The organism is Janthinobacterium sp. CG_23.4, assembly GCF_029892305.1.
In the GTDB taxonomy this organism is placed as follows: Bacteria; Pseudomonadota; Gammaproteobacteria; order Burkholderiales; family Burkholderiaceae_D; genus Janthinobacterium; species Janthinobacterium lividum_D.
This window is the reverse complement of sequence record NZ_JARXUX010000001.1, coordinates 3,194,932-3,213,104: the sequence shown is the minus strand read 5'-3', so window position 1 is coordinate 3,213,104 and position 18,173 is coordinate 3,194,932. Positions and strand designations below refer to the sequence as shown.

The 18,173-nt window shown below is 61.5% G+C and carries 12 protein-coding genes; 10 read left to right on the top strand and 2 right to left on the bottom strand.

Annotation, left to right across the window (positions count from 1 at the left end):
* The first annotated feature begins 13 nt into the window (after nt 1–13).
* The 7 genes from H4V96_RS14360 (at nt 14) to H4V96_RS14330 (ending at nt 13,950) form a co-directional block, all read left to right on the top strand.
* Nucleotides 14–1,426, top strand: coding sequence for an efflux transporter outer membrane subunit (locus H4V96_RS14360; RefSeq protein ID WP_196856365.1), 1,413 nt, complete (start codon nt 14–16; stop codon nt 1,424–1,426).
* Nucleotides 1,427–1,543: 117 nt separating this feature from the next.
* Entirely contained in the window at nt 1,544–2,995 is a 1,452-nt protein-coding gene (locus H4V96_RS14355; protein WP_280721021.1) for a chemotaxis protein CheB, read from the top strand.
* Nucleotides 2,996–3,090: 95 nt separating this feature from the next.
* Nucleotides 3,091–5,100 carry a PAS domain S-box protein gene (locus H4V96_RS14350; RefSeq protein ID WP_196856340.1) on the top strand — a complete coding sequence of 670 codons (2,010 nt, stop codon included), beginning with the start codon at nt 3,091–3,093 and terminating at the stop codon, nt 5,098–5,100.
* Nucleotides 5,101–5,187: 87 nt separating this feature from the next.
* Nucleotides 5,188–7,344 carry a S46 family peptidase gene (locus H4V96_RS14345; protein ID WP_348533195.1) on the top strand — a complete coding sequence of 719 codons (2,157 nt, stop codon included), beginning with the start codon at nt 5,188–5,190 and terminating at the stop codon, nt 7,342–7,344.
* 147 nt (nt 7,345–7,491) lie between these two features.
* Nucleotides 7,492–10,266: a type VI secretion system tip protein TssI/VgrG gene (tssI, locus tag H4V96_RS14340; protein WP_280721020.1), complete on the top strand. Its 2,775-nt coding sequence runs from the start codon at nt 7,492–7,494 to the stop codon at nt 10,264–10,266.
* A 25-nt stretch (nt 10,267–10,291) separates the two neighbouring features.
* Nucleotides 10,292–12,349, top strand: a complete 2,058-nt coding sequence (locus H4V96_RS14335) for a phospholipase D-like domain-containing protein (RefSeq protein ID WP_196856343.1) — start codon at nt 10,292–10,294, stop codon at nt 12,347–12,349.
* 2 nt (nt 12,350–12,351) lie between these two features.
* Nucleotides 12,352–13,950: a tetratricopeptide repeat protein gene (locus tag H4V96_RS14330; RefSeq protein WP_196856344.1), complete on the top strand. Its 1,599-nt coding sequence runs from the start codon at nt 12,352–12,354 to the stop codon at nt 13,948–13,950.
* Here H4V96_RS14330 and H4V96_RS14325 read toward each other — a convergent pair.
* On the bottom strand, nt 13,947–14,093 hold the full coding sequence (locus H4V96_RS14325) for a hypothetical protein (protein WP_196856345.1): 147 nt from the start codon (nt 14,091–14,093) through the stop codon (nt 13,947–13,949). The genes H4V96_RS14330 and H4V96_RS14325 overlap by 4 nt on opposite strands.
* A gap of 11 nt (nt 14,094–14,104) precedes the next feature.
* Between H4V96_RS14325 and H4V96_RS14320 the strand changes: the two genes are divergently transcribed.
* From H4V96_RS14320 to H4V96_RS14310, 3 genes are all read left to right on the top strand, one after another.
* The gene (locus H4V96_RS14320; protein WP_280721019.1) at nt 14,105–14,644 is read left to right on the top strand and encodes a DUF2867 domain-containing protein; all 540 of its coding nucleotides are present in this window, start codon (nt 14,105–14,107) and stop codon (nt 14,642–14,644) included.
* A gap of 131 nt (nt 14,645–14,775) precedes the next feature.
* On the top strand, nt 14,776–15,387 hold the full coding sequence (pnuC, locus tag H4V96_RS14315) for a nicotinamide riboside transporter PnuC (RefSeq protein WP_196856346.1): 612 nt from the start codon (nt 14,776–14,778) through the stop codon (nt 15,385–15,387).
* Nucleotides 15,387–15,944 carry an ATP-binding protein gene (locus H4V96_RS14310; protein ID WP_196856366.1) on the top strand — a complete coding sequence of 186 codons (558 nt, stop codon included), beginning with the start codon at nt 15,387–15,389 and terminating at the stop codon, nt 15,942–15,944. Before pnuC ends, H4V96_RS14310 begins: the two co-directional genes overlap by 1 nt.
* 18 nt (nt 15,945–15,962) lie before the next feature.
* Here the strand turns inward: H4V96_RS14310 and H4V96_RS14305 are convergent, their stop codons facing one another.
* On the bottom strand, nt 15,963–18,107 hold the full coding sequence (locus H4V96_RS14305; RefSeq protein WP_196856347.1) for a TonB-dependent siderophore receptor: 2,145 nt from the start codon (nt 18,105–18,107) through the stop codon (nt 15,963–15,965).
* Nucleotides 18,108–18,173 lie beyond the last annotated feature (66 nt).

Genomic DNA, 18,173 nt, shown 5'->3' with positions numbered 1-18,173 from the left:
GCAAGTAAAACCTATGTTGTCCGCCATCCCCGCACGCCATCTGCCGTCGCTGGTCGTCGCCACCGCTTGCCTGCTGCTGGCCGGCTGCGCCGTCAGCCCCGCGTATGAGGTGCCAGTGGCCGCCGCACCGCAAACGTTCAAGGAAGCGGCCGGCTGGCTAGCCGCTGCGCCGGCCGACACGCTGGAGCGTGGCCCCTGGTGGACCCTGTTCGGCGATGCGCAATTAAACCAGCTGGCCGACAGCATCGACATCTCGAACCAGAACGTGGCGCAAGCCCTTGCTGCGTACGAACAGGCGCGCGCGCTGGTGCGCGAACAGCGCGCCTCGCTATTCCCCAGCGTGAAGCTGACGGGTAGCGGCGCGCGTTCCGGCGGCGGTGGCGAGCAGCAGGCCAATAATAACTACAAGGGCGCCATCGGCGCGTCGTGGGAGCCCGATATATGGGGCCGCCTGCGCGCCGGCGTGACGGGGGCCGATGCCAGCGCCAGTGCCAGCGCGGCCGACCTGGCTGCTGCGCGCCTGTCGGCGCAGGGCGAGCTGGCCACCAATTATTTTTCGCTGCGCCAGAGTGATGCGCAGATCGCACTGTTGAACGCCACCATAGCTGGCTACAAGCGCGTGCTCGACATCACCAGCAACCGTTTTAACGCCGGTATTGCCGCCAAGTCCGACCTGCTGCAGGCGCAGACGCAGCTGGCCAATGCGCAGATCGACCTGTCGAGCCAGACGCGCGCGCGCGCCCAGCTCGAACACGCGATTGCCATTTTGCTGGGACGCGCGCCTTCGGACTTCAGCCTGGCCGTAGCACCGTGGACCCTGAGCGTGCCCGAGGTGCCGCTGGGCGTGCCGTCGACCCTGCTGCAGCGCCGTCCCGACATCGCCGCCGCCGAGCGCCGGGTGGCCGTGGCCAACGAGCAGATCGGCATCGCCCGCTCCGCCTACTATCCCAGCCTGAACCTGACGGCTTCCTATGGCGCCGGCGCCAGCCGTGTGGCTGACCTGTTCAATGCATCGTCGAGCCTGTGGTCGCTGGGCGTGTCGGCCGCGCAAACGCTGTTCAACGCGGGCGCCACCACGGCCAGCGTGGACGCGGCCAAGGCTGGCCATACAGCGGCGGTGGCGCGCTACCGCCAGACGGTGCTGGCCGCTTTTGGCGCCGTGGAGGACCAGTTGTCAGCCACGCGCGCGCTGGCCGAGCAGCTGGCCTTGCGCCAGCAGGCATCATCGGCCGCCGACCAGGTCGAGCAGCAGATGCTGAACCGCTACAACGCGGGCCAGGTCGGCTACACGGACGTGGTCTCGGCGCAAGTGACGGCCCTGTCGGCGCGCCGTTCCCTGGTGCAGGTGCAGGCGGACCGCCAGACGACGGCCGTGGCCCTGATCCAGTCGCTGGGTGGCGGCTGGCATACGCCGCAGGCGCAGTAGGCGCAGTAGGGGGACGGGCTGGCGCAGGCTGAAAAACCTGCGCAAAATTCGCGTTTTGCCGTGCGCCTCGGATGCTAGAATGGACGATTATCCATCCGCCAGCCAGGCGCACGTGCCGTGGCTGCATTCTTGCCGATGATGATACGCAGCGAACACAGCACAGCTTCAGCGCAGGAGGTGGTCGCCATCGATTTCCCCATGGTGGCCATCGGCGCTGCTGCCGGTGGTCTCGCCCCGATTATCGCTTTCCTGACGCATGTGTTGCCGCAGAGCGGCATCGCCTGTGTGGTGATCCAGCACCTTGATCCGACGCAAAAAGCCATGTTGCCGCAACTACTGCAGCGCGCCACCAGCATTGCCGTCACGGAAATCACGCAACGTGCCGCACTGCAGCCGAACCATATCTATGTGATCCCGTCCGATGCGGACCTGGGCCTGTCGAAGGGACACTTTGTGCTCAGCGAGCCGCTGCAACTGCGCGGACGCCGCTTGCCCATCAATGCTTTCTTCGAAAGTCTGGCCGCTGAGTTGCGCGCATTGGCCGTGGGCGTGACTCTGTCCGGCATGGGCAGCGATGGCACGCCCGGACATTTTTCCGGGCGGTTTGCGCCCCTGACGACGACATCCACCCGGCGCTACCGGCGCCTCGATAATTTGGCCCGCCAGCGCTTGCCGACATGCTTTTCCACGAAGGTAACGTCGGCCATTCTTGCTATCGCCCAGCGACACGAGAGACGTCAGCATGCCCGGGAAAACCCAGTCCCACGTCGAGCAATTATTGTTCCAGAAATACTCGCCAGCGGCCGTGCTGCTGAACCAGGATGGCGATATCCCGTATATCAACGGACGCACGGGTGCCTTGCTGGAACCGGCAGCAGGCAAGGCCAACTGGGATATCCAGGCGATGGCGCGCGACGGCTTGCGCCAGCCCGGAGCGCTGCGCGGCATAGCCGCTCGCCTAACCCCAAGGTGCTGGAACTGGAGCAGCAGTTGATCCCGGCGCGCAATAAAATCCAGGCTGTGCGCGACGCCATGCAGACCTCGCGCGAAGAGTTGAAATCGGCGAACAAAGAGCTGACCACCTCGAAGGAAGAGATGCAGTCGCTCAATGAAGCGTTGTACACGGTCCATGCCGAGCTGCAATCGAAGGTCGATGATTTGTCGCTGGTCAACAGCGACATGAAAGACCTGCTCAACAGCACCGATATCGCCACCATTTTCCTTGACAGCGAGCTGCGCATCCGCCGCTTCGCGGCGCCGGCCACGCAAATCTATAAGCTGATCCACACGGACTTGCGCCGTCCGCCCAGCGACATCGTCAACGACCAGACCTACCCGAACCTGGAAACGGATGCACTGGAAGTGATCCGCAGCCTGGTGTTTTGCGAGCGGCAAGTGGAAACCAAGACGGGACGCTGGTACAACGTGCGCATCATGCCGTACCGCACGGTGGACAATGGGATCGATGGCGTGGTGGTGACCTTCATCAACATTGCCGAGTCGAAGTTGCTGGACGCCGAGCTGCGCCTGATACAGTCGGGCGCAGGGGCAGGTGAGGGGGCGCAATGAATGAGGCGTGCAATAGCGGACCCGTTGACGGGCATTTTTGCGGGCGTGTGGAGCCAGCGCTGCCAGCGCCAGGGCCGTTGTCGAACGAAGAGTTGATGCGCCACCTGCACGAGTTGCAGGTGAGACAGATCGAGCTGGAAATGCAGAACGCCGGATTGGCGGAGCAGGAAACACTCAAGAATGTATTGAAAAGCAGCCGCGACCGTTATGCGCAGCTGTATGAGCAGGCGCCGGTCAGCTACTTTTCACTGACGCGAGAGGGCTTGATCACGCGCGTCAACGTGGCGGCTTGCGGTTGGCTGCAACGCGACAAGGATCAATTGCTGGGGCGACGTTTCGAGCAATTCATAGCGCTGCAGGCACAGGGTGAATTTCGCCGTTTTCTCGATGCGATTTTTAGCAGTGGCACGCGGCAAGTACTGGAAGTGCGGCTATTCGAAGATGTACTGGGCGGCGGCGTCGTGCGCATCGAAGCCAATGTCGATGTGGACAGCGCCAGCGTGCGCATGCTGGTAACGGACTTGGGTGACGAGCATGCGCGCGAATCGGCCTTGCGGCGCGCCTTCGTCATCCTCGACAGCATCCGCGAAGGCGTGCTGGTGACCGACAGCGCCAACCGCATCATTTCCGTGAATCCGGCGTTTACCGCCATCACCGGCTACCAGGCGGAAGAGGCTATCGGGCGCGATCCTTCCTTCTTGGGCGGCGGTACGCACGAGCCGCAATTCTATGCCTCCATGTGGCGCAGCCTGCACCAGGATGGCAGCTGGTATGGCGAACTGGTGAACCGGCGCAAGAACGGCGAGCGCTTCGTCGAATCGCTGTCGATCACGCCCATGCGCAGCCAAGACGGTGCCATCAGCCATTTTGTCGGCGTGTTTTCCGACATCACCGAGCGCAAGCTGGCCGATGCTGCACTGCGCGAATTGCACCGGGAGCTCGACCAGCGCGTGCTCGACCGCACCGCCGAGCTGGTGCGGGCCAACCTGCATTTGCAGCGCGAGGTACAGCAACGCGAGCGGGCGCAGGAAGCGTTGCGCGAGGCCGAGCGTTTCTTTCACGCCACCATCGATTCGCTGACCGACCGCGTGCTGGTATTGGACCAGGCCGGCTGCCTGGTGCATGCCAATCAGGCTTGCCTGGCCTTTGTCGGCCAGGCGCCGGAGCAGCTCCATTATCTGGACTTCTGTGAACGGGACCCGCGCTGGCAGCGCAGCGCCGGGCGCGAGCTGGCCGATGGCATCCGCGCCGTCATCGCCGGCAACGCGGACACGTTTGCGCTCGAGTATGAGTTTGCCACGCGCTCAGGCCCGCGCTGGTGGCAGGCCAGGATCAGCCGTTTCCTGGGCGAAGGGCCGCTGCGCGTGGTGGTGGCGCACACGGACATTAGCGAACGCAAGCTGATGGAGTGCGCCCTGCGCCAGTCGCATGCGCAGCTGCGCCAGCTGGCGCTGCACATGGAAACGGCCAAGGAAGATGAGCGCAAGCGCATCTCGCGCGATATGCACGACGAACTGGGGCAAAACCTGCTGGCGCTGCGCATCGATATTTCCATGCTCAGCGCGCGCACCGAGGGTTCCCATCCGCGCCTGCACCAGCGGGTTGGTGCCGTGCTCAGCAATGTCGACACCACCATCAAGAGTGTGCGCGGCATCATGAACGAGCTGCGCCCGATGGCGCTGGAGCTGGGCTTGCAGGCCGCCATCGAATGGCAGGTGGGCGACTTTCGCAAGCGCAGCGGCGTCGCTTGCCGCCTGCTGATACGTGACGAGGCCGTGTTTGCCGCCATTGGCAGCCAGGTCGAGATCGTCCTGTTTCGCGTCGTGCAGGAAGCGCTCAGCAACGTCATGCGTCATGCTCAGGCCAGCGAGGTCGAGATCGAACTCGGTTCGGATGCCTGCGCCCTGTATGCGGCCATCAGCGACAACGGTATTGGCATCACGCCGCAGCAGCAGCGCAAAAAGCAGTGTTTTGGCCTGATCGGCATTGCCGAGCGGGTGGCGGCGCTGGGTGGGCAATTCGACGTTGGCATGCCAGCGTGGGGCGTCGGTTGCCGGCTGTCCCTGCAGATTCCCTTGCTGCCGGCGGGGCTGCCTGGCGCCTGATATGGAAATTGCAATGAGGTGATTTTTGCCAACTCAGGGTGCCTGGACAGGCTATACTTTCGCCTGCTATTTATGGAGGGGCATATCGTGTTCAAAACAATCGTTTTACCAGTCGCCTTGTTGGGCGCGTTCGCCGGTGCACACGCCGACGAAGGGCAGTGGCAACCACACCAACTGCCACAGCTGAAAGCCGAACTGAAACGGGTCGGCATCGACATTCCTGCGGAAAAACTGGCCGACCTGAGCAAGCATCCCATGAGTGCCATTGTCTCGCTGGGCGGCTGCTCTGCCGCCTTCGTCTCCGACGCGGGCCTGGTGGTGACGAACCACCATTGTGCGTATGGCGCCGTGCAGCGCAATGCCACGCCGGAGCACAATTACATCACCGACGGCTTTCTGGCCAAGACGCGCGCCAGCGAGTTGCCGGGCGGTCCGAACAGTCTGGTGTATGTGACGGATCAGGTAGAGAACGTCAGCGAGCGCGTACTCAAAGGCTTGACGGCCGACATGACGGGCCGCGCCCGCCACGAAGCGGTGGAAAAGCGCATCAAGGACCTGATCGCCGAATGCGAGACGGACAAGATGTACCGCTGCTCCGTGCCCGCTTTCCACCGTGGCCTCGAGTACTACCGCATCCGCCAGATGATGATACGCGACGTGCGCCTGGTATACGCGCCATCGGACAAGATCGGCAACTTCGGCGGCGACATCGACAACTACGAATGGCCGCGCCACACGGGCGACTACGCGTTCCTGCGCGCCTACGTGGGCAAGGATGGCCGTCCGGCCGATCCATCGCCCGACAACGTGCCGTACAAATCGAAGGACTTCCTGGTAGTGTCGGCTGAAGGTTTGAAAGCCGGTGACGGCATCTTGCTGGCGGGCTACCCCGGCCGCACCAGTCGCTACAAGCTGCCGGCGGAAATCCGGTTCGCGCGCGATACGGCCTTTCCCCTGAAAGTATCCGAACTGCAAGCCGACCTGGCTGTGATGGCCGCCGCGACGAAGGGCGACGCTGCCGCTGCCGTGCGCTATGCGAGCGTGGTCAAAAGTATTAACAACGTGCTCAAGAAAACCCAGGGCTTGCTCGACGGTTTCGCCCGCAAGGACATTGCCGTCATCAAGGACGTGCAAGATGCCGAGTTCCGCGCCTGGTACGCGCAGCAGGCTAACGTCGCGCCCACCTTGCTGGCCGAACTGGACGCGGCAATCGCCAGCGACATGGCCTTGAGCGAAGAAGAGTTTGCCTGGTCGGTGGCCACCAATAGCGACTTGCTGAAAAGCGCGCGCACCATCTACCGTCTGTCGCTGGAGCGCCAGAAAGCCGATGCCGAGCGTGAATCGGGCTTCCAGCAGCGTGACCTGGCTTTCATCAAGGCCCGTCTGGCCCGCCTCGAGCAGTCGTATGTCAACAAGGTCGATCAGGCGCGTTTTGAAGCGGGCCTGAAGCGTTACGCGCAGCTGGCGGCAAAGAGCCATCCGCAAGGCCTGGACGCGCTGCTGCCGGCACCAAGCGCCGTGGCGGCCCTGTACCTGCAGACGCAACTGGCTGACACCGCCAAGCGCCTGGCCTGGCTGGAAAAAGACCAGGCTGCTGTGCTCCAGTCCGACGACGCCTTCATGCAACTGGCCATCAAGCTGCAAGTGGTCGATGCCGCGCTGGAAGAGCGTCGCAAGGAAATTGACGGCAACCTGGAACGCGTGATTCCGCAATACATGCAAGCGGTGATCGCGTGGAAAAAATCGCAAGGCAAGCCGGTCTATCCTGACGCCAACTCGACTCTGCGCGTCACGTATGGCACGGTCTCTGCGTTCTCGCCGCGCGATGGGCTGACCAAGGGACCATTCACGACCGTGGAAGGCATCGTCGAGAAAGTCACGGGCAAGGCTCCGTTCGAAGCGCCGCAAGCGCTGCTCGACGCCGTCAAGCAAAAACGCTACGGCCAGTTCCGCGACCCGGCACTGGGCACGGTGCCCGTCAACTTCCTTACCAGCGCGGACACCACGGGCGGCAATTCCGGCTCGGCCGTGATGAACAAGCGTGGCGAGCTGATCGGTCTGAACTTCGATTCGACGTATGAATCGATCACCAAGGACTGGTACTTCGATACGGCCATCACGCGCGCCATCCACCTCGATATCCGCTACCTGCTGTGGGTGATGAAAGAAGTCGACCATGCCGACAACTTGCTCAAGGAAATGACCATCAAGTATCCGAAGGCTGTACAAGCTGCGAAGAAGTAATCTGTAACTTGCGCGATAACAAAGCCGCATCCGCCTGACTGGCCGATGCGGCTTTTTTTCGTATGGTCAACGAGTTTGAGTTTCATCAAGATGCCGGCGTTCACCATGGTTAGCATGGGCCAGGGGAATAAATATGAAGGAGGCAACATGGATGATGGCAAGCTGGCAGCCGATCTTGCGCACCTTTTTGCAGCGAGCCGGCGAGTCCAGGACAGCCGCTTGCTGCGCATGGATTTTCCGCACAACGATGGTCCGCCCGATACCGCGCTGCTGGTCAACAGCTTGCGGGCGCACGAGGAAATGTCACGCGACTTTCGCTTCGACGCCGAACTGCTGTCCGACAATCTCCACATTCCCCTGACCGCGATGATGGGGCGCATGGTCACCATTTCGATGGTGCGCGATGACGCCAGTTTGCGCTATTTCAATGGTTATGTCGGCCAATTTCGCTTGTTGCGCAGCGATGGCGGTTTCGCGTTCTATCAAATGGTGCTGCAACCCTGGTTGGCGTTTTCCAGGCTGCGCATGGACAACGTCTCGTTCCACGAGCGCACGGTCATCGACATCAGCGAAACGACCTTCGGTCATTATGTGCAGCGCGACTGGCAAAACCGGCTGCATGAGGAAAAAGCGATATTGAGCTGCGCCAACCAGCATAATGAAACCGATTACAACCATTTGCACCGGCGCTGGGAAGACCAGGGACTCCATTATTGGTATGAACATCGGGCCGACGGTCATACGCTGTGTTTGGGCGACAATACCTGGCTGACCGACAGCATCGACCCAAGCGACAGCGATGCCTGCGCAGCCGACGAGATGCTGTTTCGCAACGATGCAGGCTCGCTCGAGGGGGACGGCATACGCGATTGGCGAGCCATACGCAAGATCGCTTCCGGCGCGCTCACGCTGGCCAGCTTCAACTATAAGCATCCCTATGCGAGCCGCGCCAGCGGCTATGCGCTGTACCAGCAGGGCGACGTGTTTGCCCATGAACTGTATCAGGACACCGGCTATGGCTATGCCGACATGGGCGCTGGCGAAGCGCTGGCGCAACGCCGCATGGAGGCGAATAACTGCCAGGCGCAAACCTTCGAAGCTGACGGCAATCACCGCTGCGCCCAGGCCGGGCGTAGTTTCACGCTGGGCGGCCACTTCAGCGGCGAGCAATCCGTGCCGGCCAGAGGTGAAGCGGCGCGCCCGGACATCCGCGCGCGTGAATACCTGATCCTGTCGGTCGATCATGTCGCCAGCAACAATTACCAGGCAGGGACGGGCGCAAAGTCGCATTATGAAAACCGTTTTAGTTGCATACGCAAGAGCATCCGTTGGTATCCGGGGCGGCACTTCAACAGCACGCCTTGTGCCTTGCCCGGCGTGCAGACCGCGATTGTCACCGGGCCGGCAGGCGAAACCATCCATACCGACGCGCTGGGCCGGGTGAAAGTGCAATTCCACTGGGACCGGCTGGGCAAGTTCGACGCCGGCAGTTCGCCATGGATCAGGGTCATGACGCCATGGGCGGGCCAGGCCTTCGGCCAGATCGCGTTGCCGCGCATCGGCCAGGAAGTGCTGATCCAGTTTCTCGACGGCAATATCGACCGTCCCGTCATTGTTGGTGCGGTGTACAACGGCAAGCATGCGCCGCCGTGGAATTTGCCGGGGCAACGCATGCTGGGCGGCTGGCGCAGCGCCGAGCTGATGCCTGGTGGGGGCTACGGCGTGCGCGGCAACCAGTTGGTACTCGACGATACGCACCAGCGCATCCAGGTGCAATTGAAAAGCGATCATCAGCACAGCCAATTGTCGCTCGGCTGCATCAGCCGCATCGAAGACGCCAGCGGGCGCAAGGATGCGCGTGGCGAGGGCTGGGAACTGGCGTCAGACGCTTGGGGCGTGGCGCGCGCCGGCCGCGGCATGTTGCTGACCACTGAAGCGCGCCATGGCGCCGCTTCGCATATCAAGAGTATGGATGAAACCTTGCGCCGGTTGGCCGAGGCTGCTGAACGGCACAAGGCGCTTGCCGCCTTGGCGCAGCATCACGGCGCGCAAGAAAGTGCCGCCCAGCAGGGTGCCGCCGCCGATGTGCTGAAAGCCCAGCATGCCGCGATCAAGGGCGGTGCCGGCAGTGGCGAAAATGCATTTCCCGAATTATCAAAGCCGCATCTGGTGCTGGCCAGTCCGGCCGGTATCGAAACGACGAGCGCGCAATCGACGCACATCGCCAGCGCCGAGCACACCGCGCTGACGACCGGGTGCGATCTGTCGCTGGCGGCCGGCGGCGGCCTGTTCGCCAGCATCGGCGCTGCGCTGCGCCTGTTCGTCCACAAGGCTGGCATGAAACTGATCGCCGCAGCTGGCCCGGTGCAGATCGCGGCGCAAACCGATACGGTCGAAATCGTCGCCAACAAGGTGCTGGAGCTGATCAGCCAGGCCGACTGGGTGCATATTCGCGGCCGCAAAGGCGTACGCCTGCATGGCGCTAATTGCATGCTTGAAATTAGCGACAAGGTACAGTTTTTTACCGCGTCGCCGACGCTGTTTCATGGAAACCTGGAAACGCTGGCGCCCAAGAACCGGCCGCAACCAGAGCTGGAGCCGCCCATCGCGCCGGTAGCGGGACAATTGCAGCATACGATACAGGCCCATGTGGATGGTGGTCAGTACGCCAATGTGCCGTACACGCTGTACAAGGGGGAAGCCGAAGTCGAGCAAGGCTTGACCGATGAATTCGGCCGCATCCTGATCGCGCATCAGGATGGTACGCCGCGCTACCGTGTTGTCCTTGGCAATGGCGAAGAGTTTTCATTGCAAGCGAGCGCGCGCTTCGACCCGAACGCGGCGCCGGACGGCGAACACAAGCTGTCGAATCACGGTTTGCGCGCGTTTGACGACACCAGCGACGGCCGCGCTGTTCAATGATGCACGACACTGACGGGAGAGTACCATGCCTGAATCGAGCAGCCGCATCGAAACCACCCATATCGACGAAGTCGGACGCACTGCGACGAGTTCGCTCCAGTGGCTGCTGGAAAACCACAACCTGAAAGGCAAGGCCAGCCACCCGATCACGCACAACAACAAGCTGACACTGTTCATTTGCGGACAGGAAGGGTTCGCCGACATCGCCGGCGAGATCGCCAAGGCTAAAAAGTCCATCGACCTGTGTTGCTGGGGTTTCGACCCGGGCATGGAACTGGTGCGCGGCAACAGCGCCACCTGGCCGCGTGGCGAAACGTTTGGCGACTTGCTGATCGACGCCACCACGCGGCGTCACCTCAGGGTGCGCCTGCTGATCTGGCATGACCGGATCGGTTCGCCAATAGCGCGCACCATGCCGGGCCATTCGCATGGCACCTCGCCATGGAAAACCGGTGGACAGCGCGCAGACGACATCAGCGCCAGAGCCAGCCTGGCGATGTTGCAGGAGGCAGTCAGGAAAAAACTTGTGTTAAGCAGTGCTTTCAGGGGCGATATCGTCCGGCCCGAGGATATCCCGATGCTGGCGCGTGAAGAATATTGCCACAGCTGGTATGCGGCCGCGCTCCATGGCTTGTTGGGGCGCCTGGAGATTCGCTTGCGGCACGGCGACAGCGCCGCGATCAGCAAGAGTATCGCGACCGAAATAGACCAGCCGCGCGGTTTGACGAAGGGGGAGATCGAAAAGCTCGGCATGCAATACTTGGGCACGCATCACCAGAAGCCGGTCCTGATCGATTTCGACTATGAAGAGGGGGCCAAGGCCGTCGGTTATGTGATGGGGCTGAACTCGGTAACCGATTATTGGGACACGACGGCCCATCTGCTCGACGATACGCGCCGCGAACAGGGCGGCGTCAACGAGCGGCGCGAGTGTTTGCAGGCAATGGCTGCGGACTGCGGGTTCGCCACGCTGAAACCGTATCAGGACTATGCCTGCCGCATCGACGGCGGCCGTGCGCTCATCGCGCTGTACAACAATTTCGTGAAGGCATGGGACCGCGCTATCGACGACCGCACGCGTTCGGCTTCCACCGACTGTGTTAGCCGAGAGTTGTCATGCGGCAACCCACCGGCGCGACTGTTGGATAAGGCCGAGCCAAGCGACTCCACCGTGCAGATCGTGCTGACGCAGCCCGAGGAACAAGACAAGACCATCAAGGAAACCTATTTTCGCGCCGTGACTCAGGCCAGCTTGGCGGCCGGCTACCTGTACGTGGAAAACCAGTATTTCCAGTATGAACAATGGGCTCAACATTTGCTGGCCGAGCGCAAGAAGGTGGTTGCCGCCTGGAAGGCTGGTAGTGTCAAGGCGGGCAAGAGTCTTGAAGATATGCCGGTCATGCACGTGTTCATCGTCATTCCAGTGCCGGAGCGCGCGCAGATGGTGCCGCGCACCCACGACACGCTGGCGGCACTTGGGCAGCACGCTGGCATGACGGGGCAAAACACCATGATCGACGACTACAACAAGCGACCGAAAACCCGGCGTGTCAGGGCAGGATTCGGCATTTCCACCGAGGCGGAAGTCCAGTTGCCCGACGTGGTGCGCCATGCCAACGGCATCCACAAACCCGGCGCGATGACGCTTGAGAGTGAATTCGGGCTGAAGGTGTCGGTGGCCATGCTCAATGTGAGCGCGTTTGACAACGACCGCTGGCGCTACCGTGAAATCTACATCCATTCCAAACTGATGCTGGTCGACGACGTGTTCATGACGCTGGGCAGCGCCAACCTGAACCAGCGCAGCATGGCCGTCGACAGCGAAATCAATATCGCCACCATCGACCACCGCGTGGCGCGTGATTTGCGCAAGCGCGTGTGGCGCATGCATAGCGGCGGTTTGGTCGATGGCGGGGGCGGGACGAAGGCGGAGATTGTGGCTGCTTTTGAGAGTTGGGGAAACTTAATGAAGGCCAATCGGACGAAAAAGCTGGCAAAACAAGGAGGAGCAAAGTTGAAAAAAATGATTGGTTTTTTGTTACCATTAGAAGATAACCGAAGTTCCACCATACGTCTGGGGTGAGCATGAAACAGTATCAAAATATATTCATTCGCCTGCCATGTTCCGTATTGGTAGTTGTCCTGTGTATCCCTTTATTCGCCTGCAAAATGCCAAACGACAAAGAAGAAGTCTTGCCACGTAAGCAAAGCCTGCCGCTTTTCGATCCGCATGTCGCGGATTTTATCTGTGAAATCGAGGCGAGCAAGGTGCCAACCATCGATGCGCAAGCCGAGGACTGGTTCCTCGAAGCGCGCGCCATGGAAGATCCTGAAATCGCCGTGGAAGACCGCGACTACAAAAAAATCGTCGCTCTGACGCGTCAAGCGGCAGAGCGGTTGCACTGGAAGGCGATGCTCAATTTGGCAAGCTTATATGTGGAAGGGCGCGATCCGTTATACGGTAATGAAGAGGCGGTGCAAATGGTGGAAAAGGCGATGCTGCTGGGCATACCGGCGGCATATGACCGGATGGGAACGTATTATGCGAATAGCACTGGCGTTGACGGCGACATCACTCGCGCTTATGCCTTCTGGCAAAAGGCTGCTGTCATGGGAAATCCTCAGGCGATGGCATTTTTAGGCGAAAAATTAAGAGCGGGGACAGACGGTGCGATTCCTGGATATTGGGCCAATATTCCTGTAGCGATAAAAATGATGGCATGTGCGCTTTCTCAAGGATACGGGCCTGCTGCGTTTAACCTGCACTACTTGTATGCAATACCAAGAGCTGCGAATGGCGATGAGATTGGCGATCGAACTCCTACAACCAAACAGCGTGCTCTAAATGTATTGCATGAGGGAGTCAAGTTTGGCTGCGCAGAATGTGCGAGCGCATTGGCAATTGAATTCGGTTCACCTTTTGATCTTGCCGATATGCTGGCGCCATATGTGGACAAAGCTCGCGGTGAACGTTACGGCGTACTTAATCGTGCCCTCGGCTTCAACCCCAATCGCCGCTTTCCCAACCTCGATAAAATCCTGCCATTGCCACCGGCCGATCTGCCGCCGTGGGATGGTCAACGAAAAAGCTTGCTCGACGCCGCCATGGGCGTGCGCCCACCGCCAGCCATCGCGCAGCCTAGCGCCGCCTCGCTGTTGCAAGAACCGTATTTCCTGGCCGCTGACTATGCGCTGCTCCCTGTTGGCTTGCCCAGCGACGCACCGACTGCGCCATTTTCCGCCTACTGGCGACCCGCCGGTGGGCAGGGCTTGACGGAGCCGGCCCGGCTATTTCACAAAGGCGAAGAGTTCCGCCATTTCAGCGTGCTCGATGCCGCTGGCAAGAGTCGATACGGCAGCGTGACGTGGGAACAGTGCCTGACGATACGGCACAACCAAGGCGCCGTGGAGCCGCGCGCGGCGCGCGGTTTGCTGCGCGAAGTGGCGCGGCCCGAGCCATGGTTGAGCTGTGCTTGCGGGCAAGCCTGTCCGGTCAGCGGCGTCTGGCAACCGTGGGTAGCGCCCGACCATCCGCTGCAGGCCATCGTCAACCAGTACTGGCGCCAGGCTTGGCTGACCCAAGGCGCACTTTTCCCGCAACCGCGCCGCGACTGGTTGCTCGATTTGCCTGACGACGACGTGACCTGGCATTTGATGGATATGTCCCTTCCTGATCTCGGTTAGGGCGGCGCGGAAGCGATGAAGCACAACTGGCGCACGTCTTGGTGCTCGAACATCAGCCGGTAGTGAATGGGTGCGGCCAGGGCGAATGCGATGTGATCGCTATTGACTTTGTTGTGTATGATGGCCGTGTCCTCACTGAGCACATGGAGTGCCCATGCAAGAGCTGAACAAGATGGTGCGCAACACGGCCGTTCGTGCCGTGGCCTTGCCGCCTGGCGCCAGTATCGCTCCCTTGTACCCGGGCAGCAACTTGGCAGATGCCTATGCCGTCGACCTGCCAAACGCGCGCGCCCGCGTGCTGGACATGGAAAGCCTGGCGCGCCAGTTGCTGGGCAGCCAGCCGGGCTGGGCGCAGAGCCTGATGGTGTTGCGCGACGCTATCGTGGCGCGCTTCGGCATCAAGACCGCCAGGCAGATGGAAGCGACGCCAGGCAAGCGCATCGGCATCTTTCGCATTTACGCCGTCAGTGACGACGAGATCATCGTGGGTGAGGATGACAGCCACCTCGATTTCCGTTTGTCGCTGCTGCGCAACCGGCATGCGGGGCAGGAACAGTTCGGCAGTGTGACCGTGACTAGCGTCGTGCATTGCCATAATCGGGTGGGGCGCGCCTACATTATGCTAATCCGGCCCTTCCACAAGCTGATTGTGCAGCGTTCGCTGGCGCGCGCCGTCAACGCAGGCTTGGCCTGAGGCCCCCGCAGGCCTTGCGCGCCCCCGCGCCCACTTGGAGCGCTATGCACGCAGCAGCGTGACGCTGCCGGCAATCTTGCTTATTCATGGCCGGTATTGCATACTGCACCACCAGCCTCATCAAGATTCCCATGAACGATACGCTTCTCCTGCTGGGTTTTGCCACCACGCCGCTTGAACTGATTTCCTTTGTCCTGGCACTGACAACCGTTGCGCTCAACATCCGCCAGAATCACTGGGCGTGGCTGTTCGCCATCATTTCCTCGGCCGCTTACGGATTCGTCTTTTTCGACTCGCGCCTGTATGGCGACATGGCCTTGCAACTGCTGTTCATCAGCGTCTCGTTCTGGGGCTGGTATCAGTGGCTGCATCCGGCCAGCGGCGGCAAGATCTTGCCCGTCACGCGCCTCGATGGCCGCGGCTGGCTGGCCTGCGCGGCAAGTTGGCTGATCGGTTTCCTGCTCATTGCATGGCTGCTGACGGCGACAGATACGGACGTGCCCCAAGCGGACGGTTTCCTCACGGCCGGTAGCCTGGTGGGACAATTGCTGCTGTCGCGCAAAAAGCTCGAAAACTGGATTGCCTGGATCATCGTCGACGTGCTGTATGTCTGGCTGTACCTGCACAAGGGCTTGACCCTGACAGCCGTGCTATACGCCTTCTTCGTGGTGATGGCCATCATCGGCTTGCTGGCGTGGAAAAAGTCGGCACCGGCCGCGCCCGATGCCATGGTCCTCAAGTGATGCGGCCTTGCGTGCGCGTGGCGATCCTGGGAGCGGAATCGTCGGGCAAGTCTACCCTGGCGGCAGCCCTGGCTGCGCGCTACGGCACCGTCTGGGTGCCGGAATACTTGCGCGAATTTGTCGAAATGCAGGGCAGGGTGCCCCTCGCGGCCGATCAGTTTGGTATTGCTCGAACGCAAATCGAACGCGAAGCGGCAGCCGCCCCGCAGGCGCGTGACTTCCTGTTTTGCGACACGACGCCCTTGATGACGCTGGTCTACAGCCGCCATTATTTTGATGGTGCGGACGCGCAACTGGCGGCGCTGGCCGATGCCACGCAGTACGACGTGACCCTGGTGACGGCGCCCGATAGCCCGTGGGTGGCCGATGGCTTGCAGCGCGAGTCGGAAGCCGTGCGTCAATTGATTTACCGCTACCTGCTCGATGCGCTCGACGCGCGTGGCATCGTCTACCACGTCTTGCACGACAACCTGGAGGCGCGCCTGGACCAGGCGGCGCCCCTGCTGCGGCAGGCGCTTGCTGCAGCGCCTGCCATTTCTTTTCCTTACAACACCTAACAAACTTTGCTTAGGTGTTTAAAAGTCGAACTGTGCCGAGACCTTGAACGTGCGGCTGGCGCCTGGATACAGATAGCCATCCGATTCCGGCGTCACGTCGCGCCAGTAGAACTTGTCGGCCACGTTGTTGACGGCGGCGCGCAGCACGGCGCGTGTGCCGGCGATGCGCGTGGCGTAGGCGGCGCCCAGGTTGAACACATGGTACGAGGGCACGAAAGTCGTGTTGTTGTATTCAAACGCTTTCTTGCCCGCATATTCCCAGCTGCCATTGACGCTCAAGCCCGCCACCTGTTGCACGGCGTAATCCGCATGCACGGCCGCCTTCAAGGCGGGCACATTGGGCACGCGCTTGCCGTCGAGATCCGCATTGCCCGTGCCTGACTGCTGGCTGTTCAGGGCCGTGAGCGAGACGCCGAGGTTCAGGTCGCGGCCAGCCTTGCCTTGCGCAGATAATTCCAGGCCCCGGTGCTGCGCCTGGCCTTCACGCACGAAATAGCGTGCAGCGTTTTGGAATTCCAGGCCCTTGCGGATCTGGAACAGGCTGGCCGCCAGCATGAAGTCGGGCGTCACATCCATCTTCACGCCCAATTCAATCTGCTTCGAGCGGCTCGGCGTCAGCTCTTCGTTGGCATTCATTGCCTTGCGGTCCGCCGTGCCGCCATGTTCCATGCCCTGCGAATAGGCCGCATACACGGAGACATTGTCGAGCGGCGTATAGACCAGCGATACATTGGGCAGCAGGAAGTCGTGCTTGGCGCGAATTTCTGTGTCGGCCTTGAGCACATACTGGTAGCCATCGACATCGACATGGCGCAAGCCGCCATGCAGTTTCCAGTTCGGCGTCAGACTGATGATGTCCTGCACGAAGACGGAGTTTTCCGTATCCTTGCGCACCAGGCGCACGGGACCCGTGACGCCCGGCGAGGTGCCGACGATTTGCGGCTGATAGATGTTGCTCACGCCCACCCAGTCGTACACGTACAGGCCGGCGCGGTCCTTGCGGCGGAAGGTCGAGACGCCGGCCGTGAATGCATGACGCAGACTACCGGTGGCGAACTTGCCCTCGATCATGGCTTGCGCGCTCAGCGGCTTTTTCGTTTCGCCCAGGCTGCGGTAGTCATACACGTCGTAGTCGCCATTGCCGCAGAAGCCAGGGTACAGGTCCTGTCCGCTGCAGCCATACGGGAAGGCGGTGTAGTCATCGCGCTTGAACGCGTGCTGGTTGGCCGACAGGGTGGCATTCCAGTCGTCATTGAACGCGTACTGGAAGCGCAGGCCGATGTTGGTGGTGACGGTTTCCACGGGGCGCGTCCATGGCTGCAAGTTGAGCATGGCATTGGCGCTGACGCCCGTTGGCAAGGTTTTATTGTTCAGCAGCTGGAAGCCGGGCGCTGTTGCCTGCGCCTTGTCCTGGTAGTCGGCATCGAGCTGCAGCAGCGCCTGTGGCGATATCTGCCAGTCGAAGGCGCCAGAAATGAATTTACGGTTGCCATCGGCGCCCTTGATGTAGGAGCGCAGGCGCTCGGCCGCCACGTTGACACGGTAGCCGAAGCGCGTGTCTTCCAGGCGACCGCCTAGGTCAACGGCGCCGTACAGGGTGCCGCGCTCGCGCGTTTCCACGGTGACCGTGCGCAGTGGCGAAGCGGTGGGGCGCTTGACGATGAAGTCGATCACGCCGCCGGGCGCGGCCACGCCCGCCTGCAAGCCAGCCAGGCCTTTCAGCACTTCGATGCGCTCCTTGTTTTCCAGCGCAATTTGCGTGTCGCCAGGAATGGCCATGCCATCCTTGCGGTAGCTGGAATTGTTATCGAGCTTGAAGCCGCGGATGGTGAACTGTTCCGCATAGCCGACGGCGTTGTAGGCGTCGTTGATGCTGGCGTCGAGCTTGACGGCGTCGCTCAGATTACGTATCTGCAAGTCCTGCATGTCTTTTTGCGCAATGACGGTGACGGACGCCGGCGTTTGTAGCAGCGGTGCGTCGGAAAAGCCGCCCACGGAAGCGCGCTTGGCGGCTGGCGCCTTGCTGGCCGTGACGATGACTTCGGCCATGCTTGGCGTATCGGCCTGTGAGTCGGCGGTGTCAGGCGCTGCCAGCGCTGGCGCGGCAAACGCCTGCACGATGGCCAGGGTCAGTACAGAAACGGATAAATTCGGTGTGGACATAGATTGCTCGTGGTTCAAGCCGACTCTCGGGAGAGTACGGCAGGCTGCTTGTTCGGCTGGCGCCAA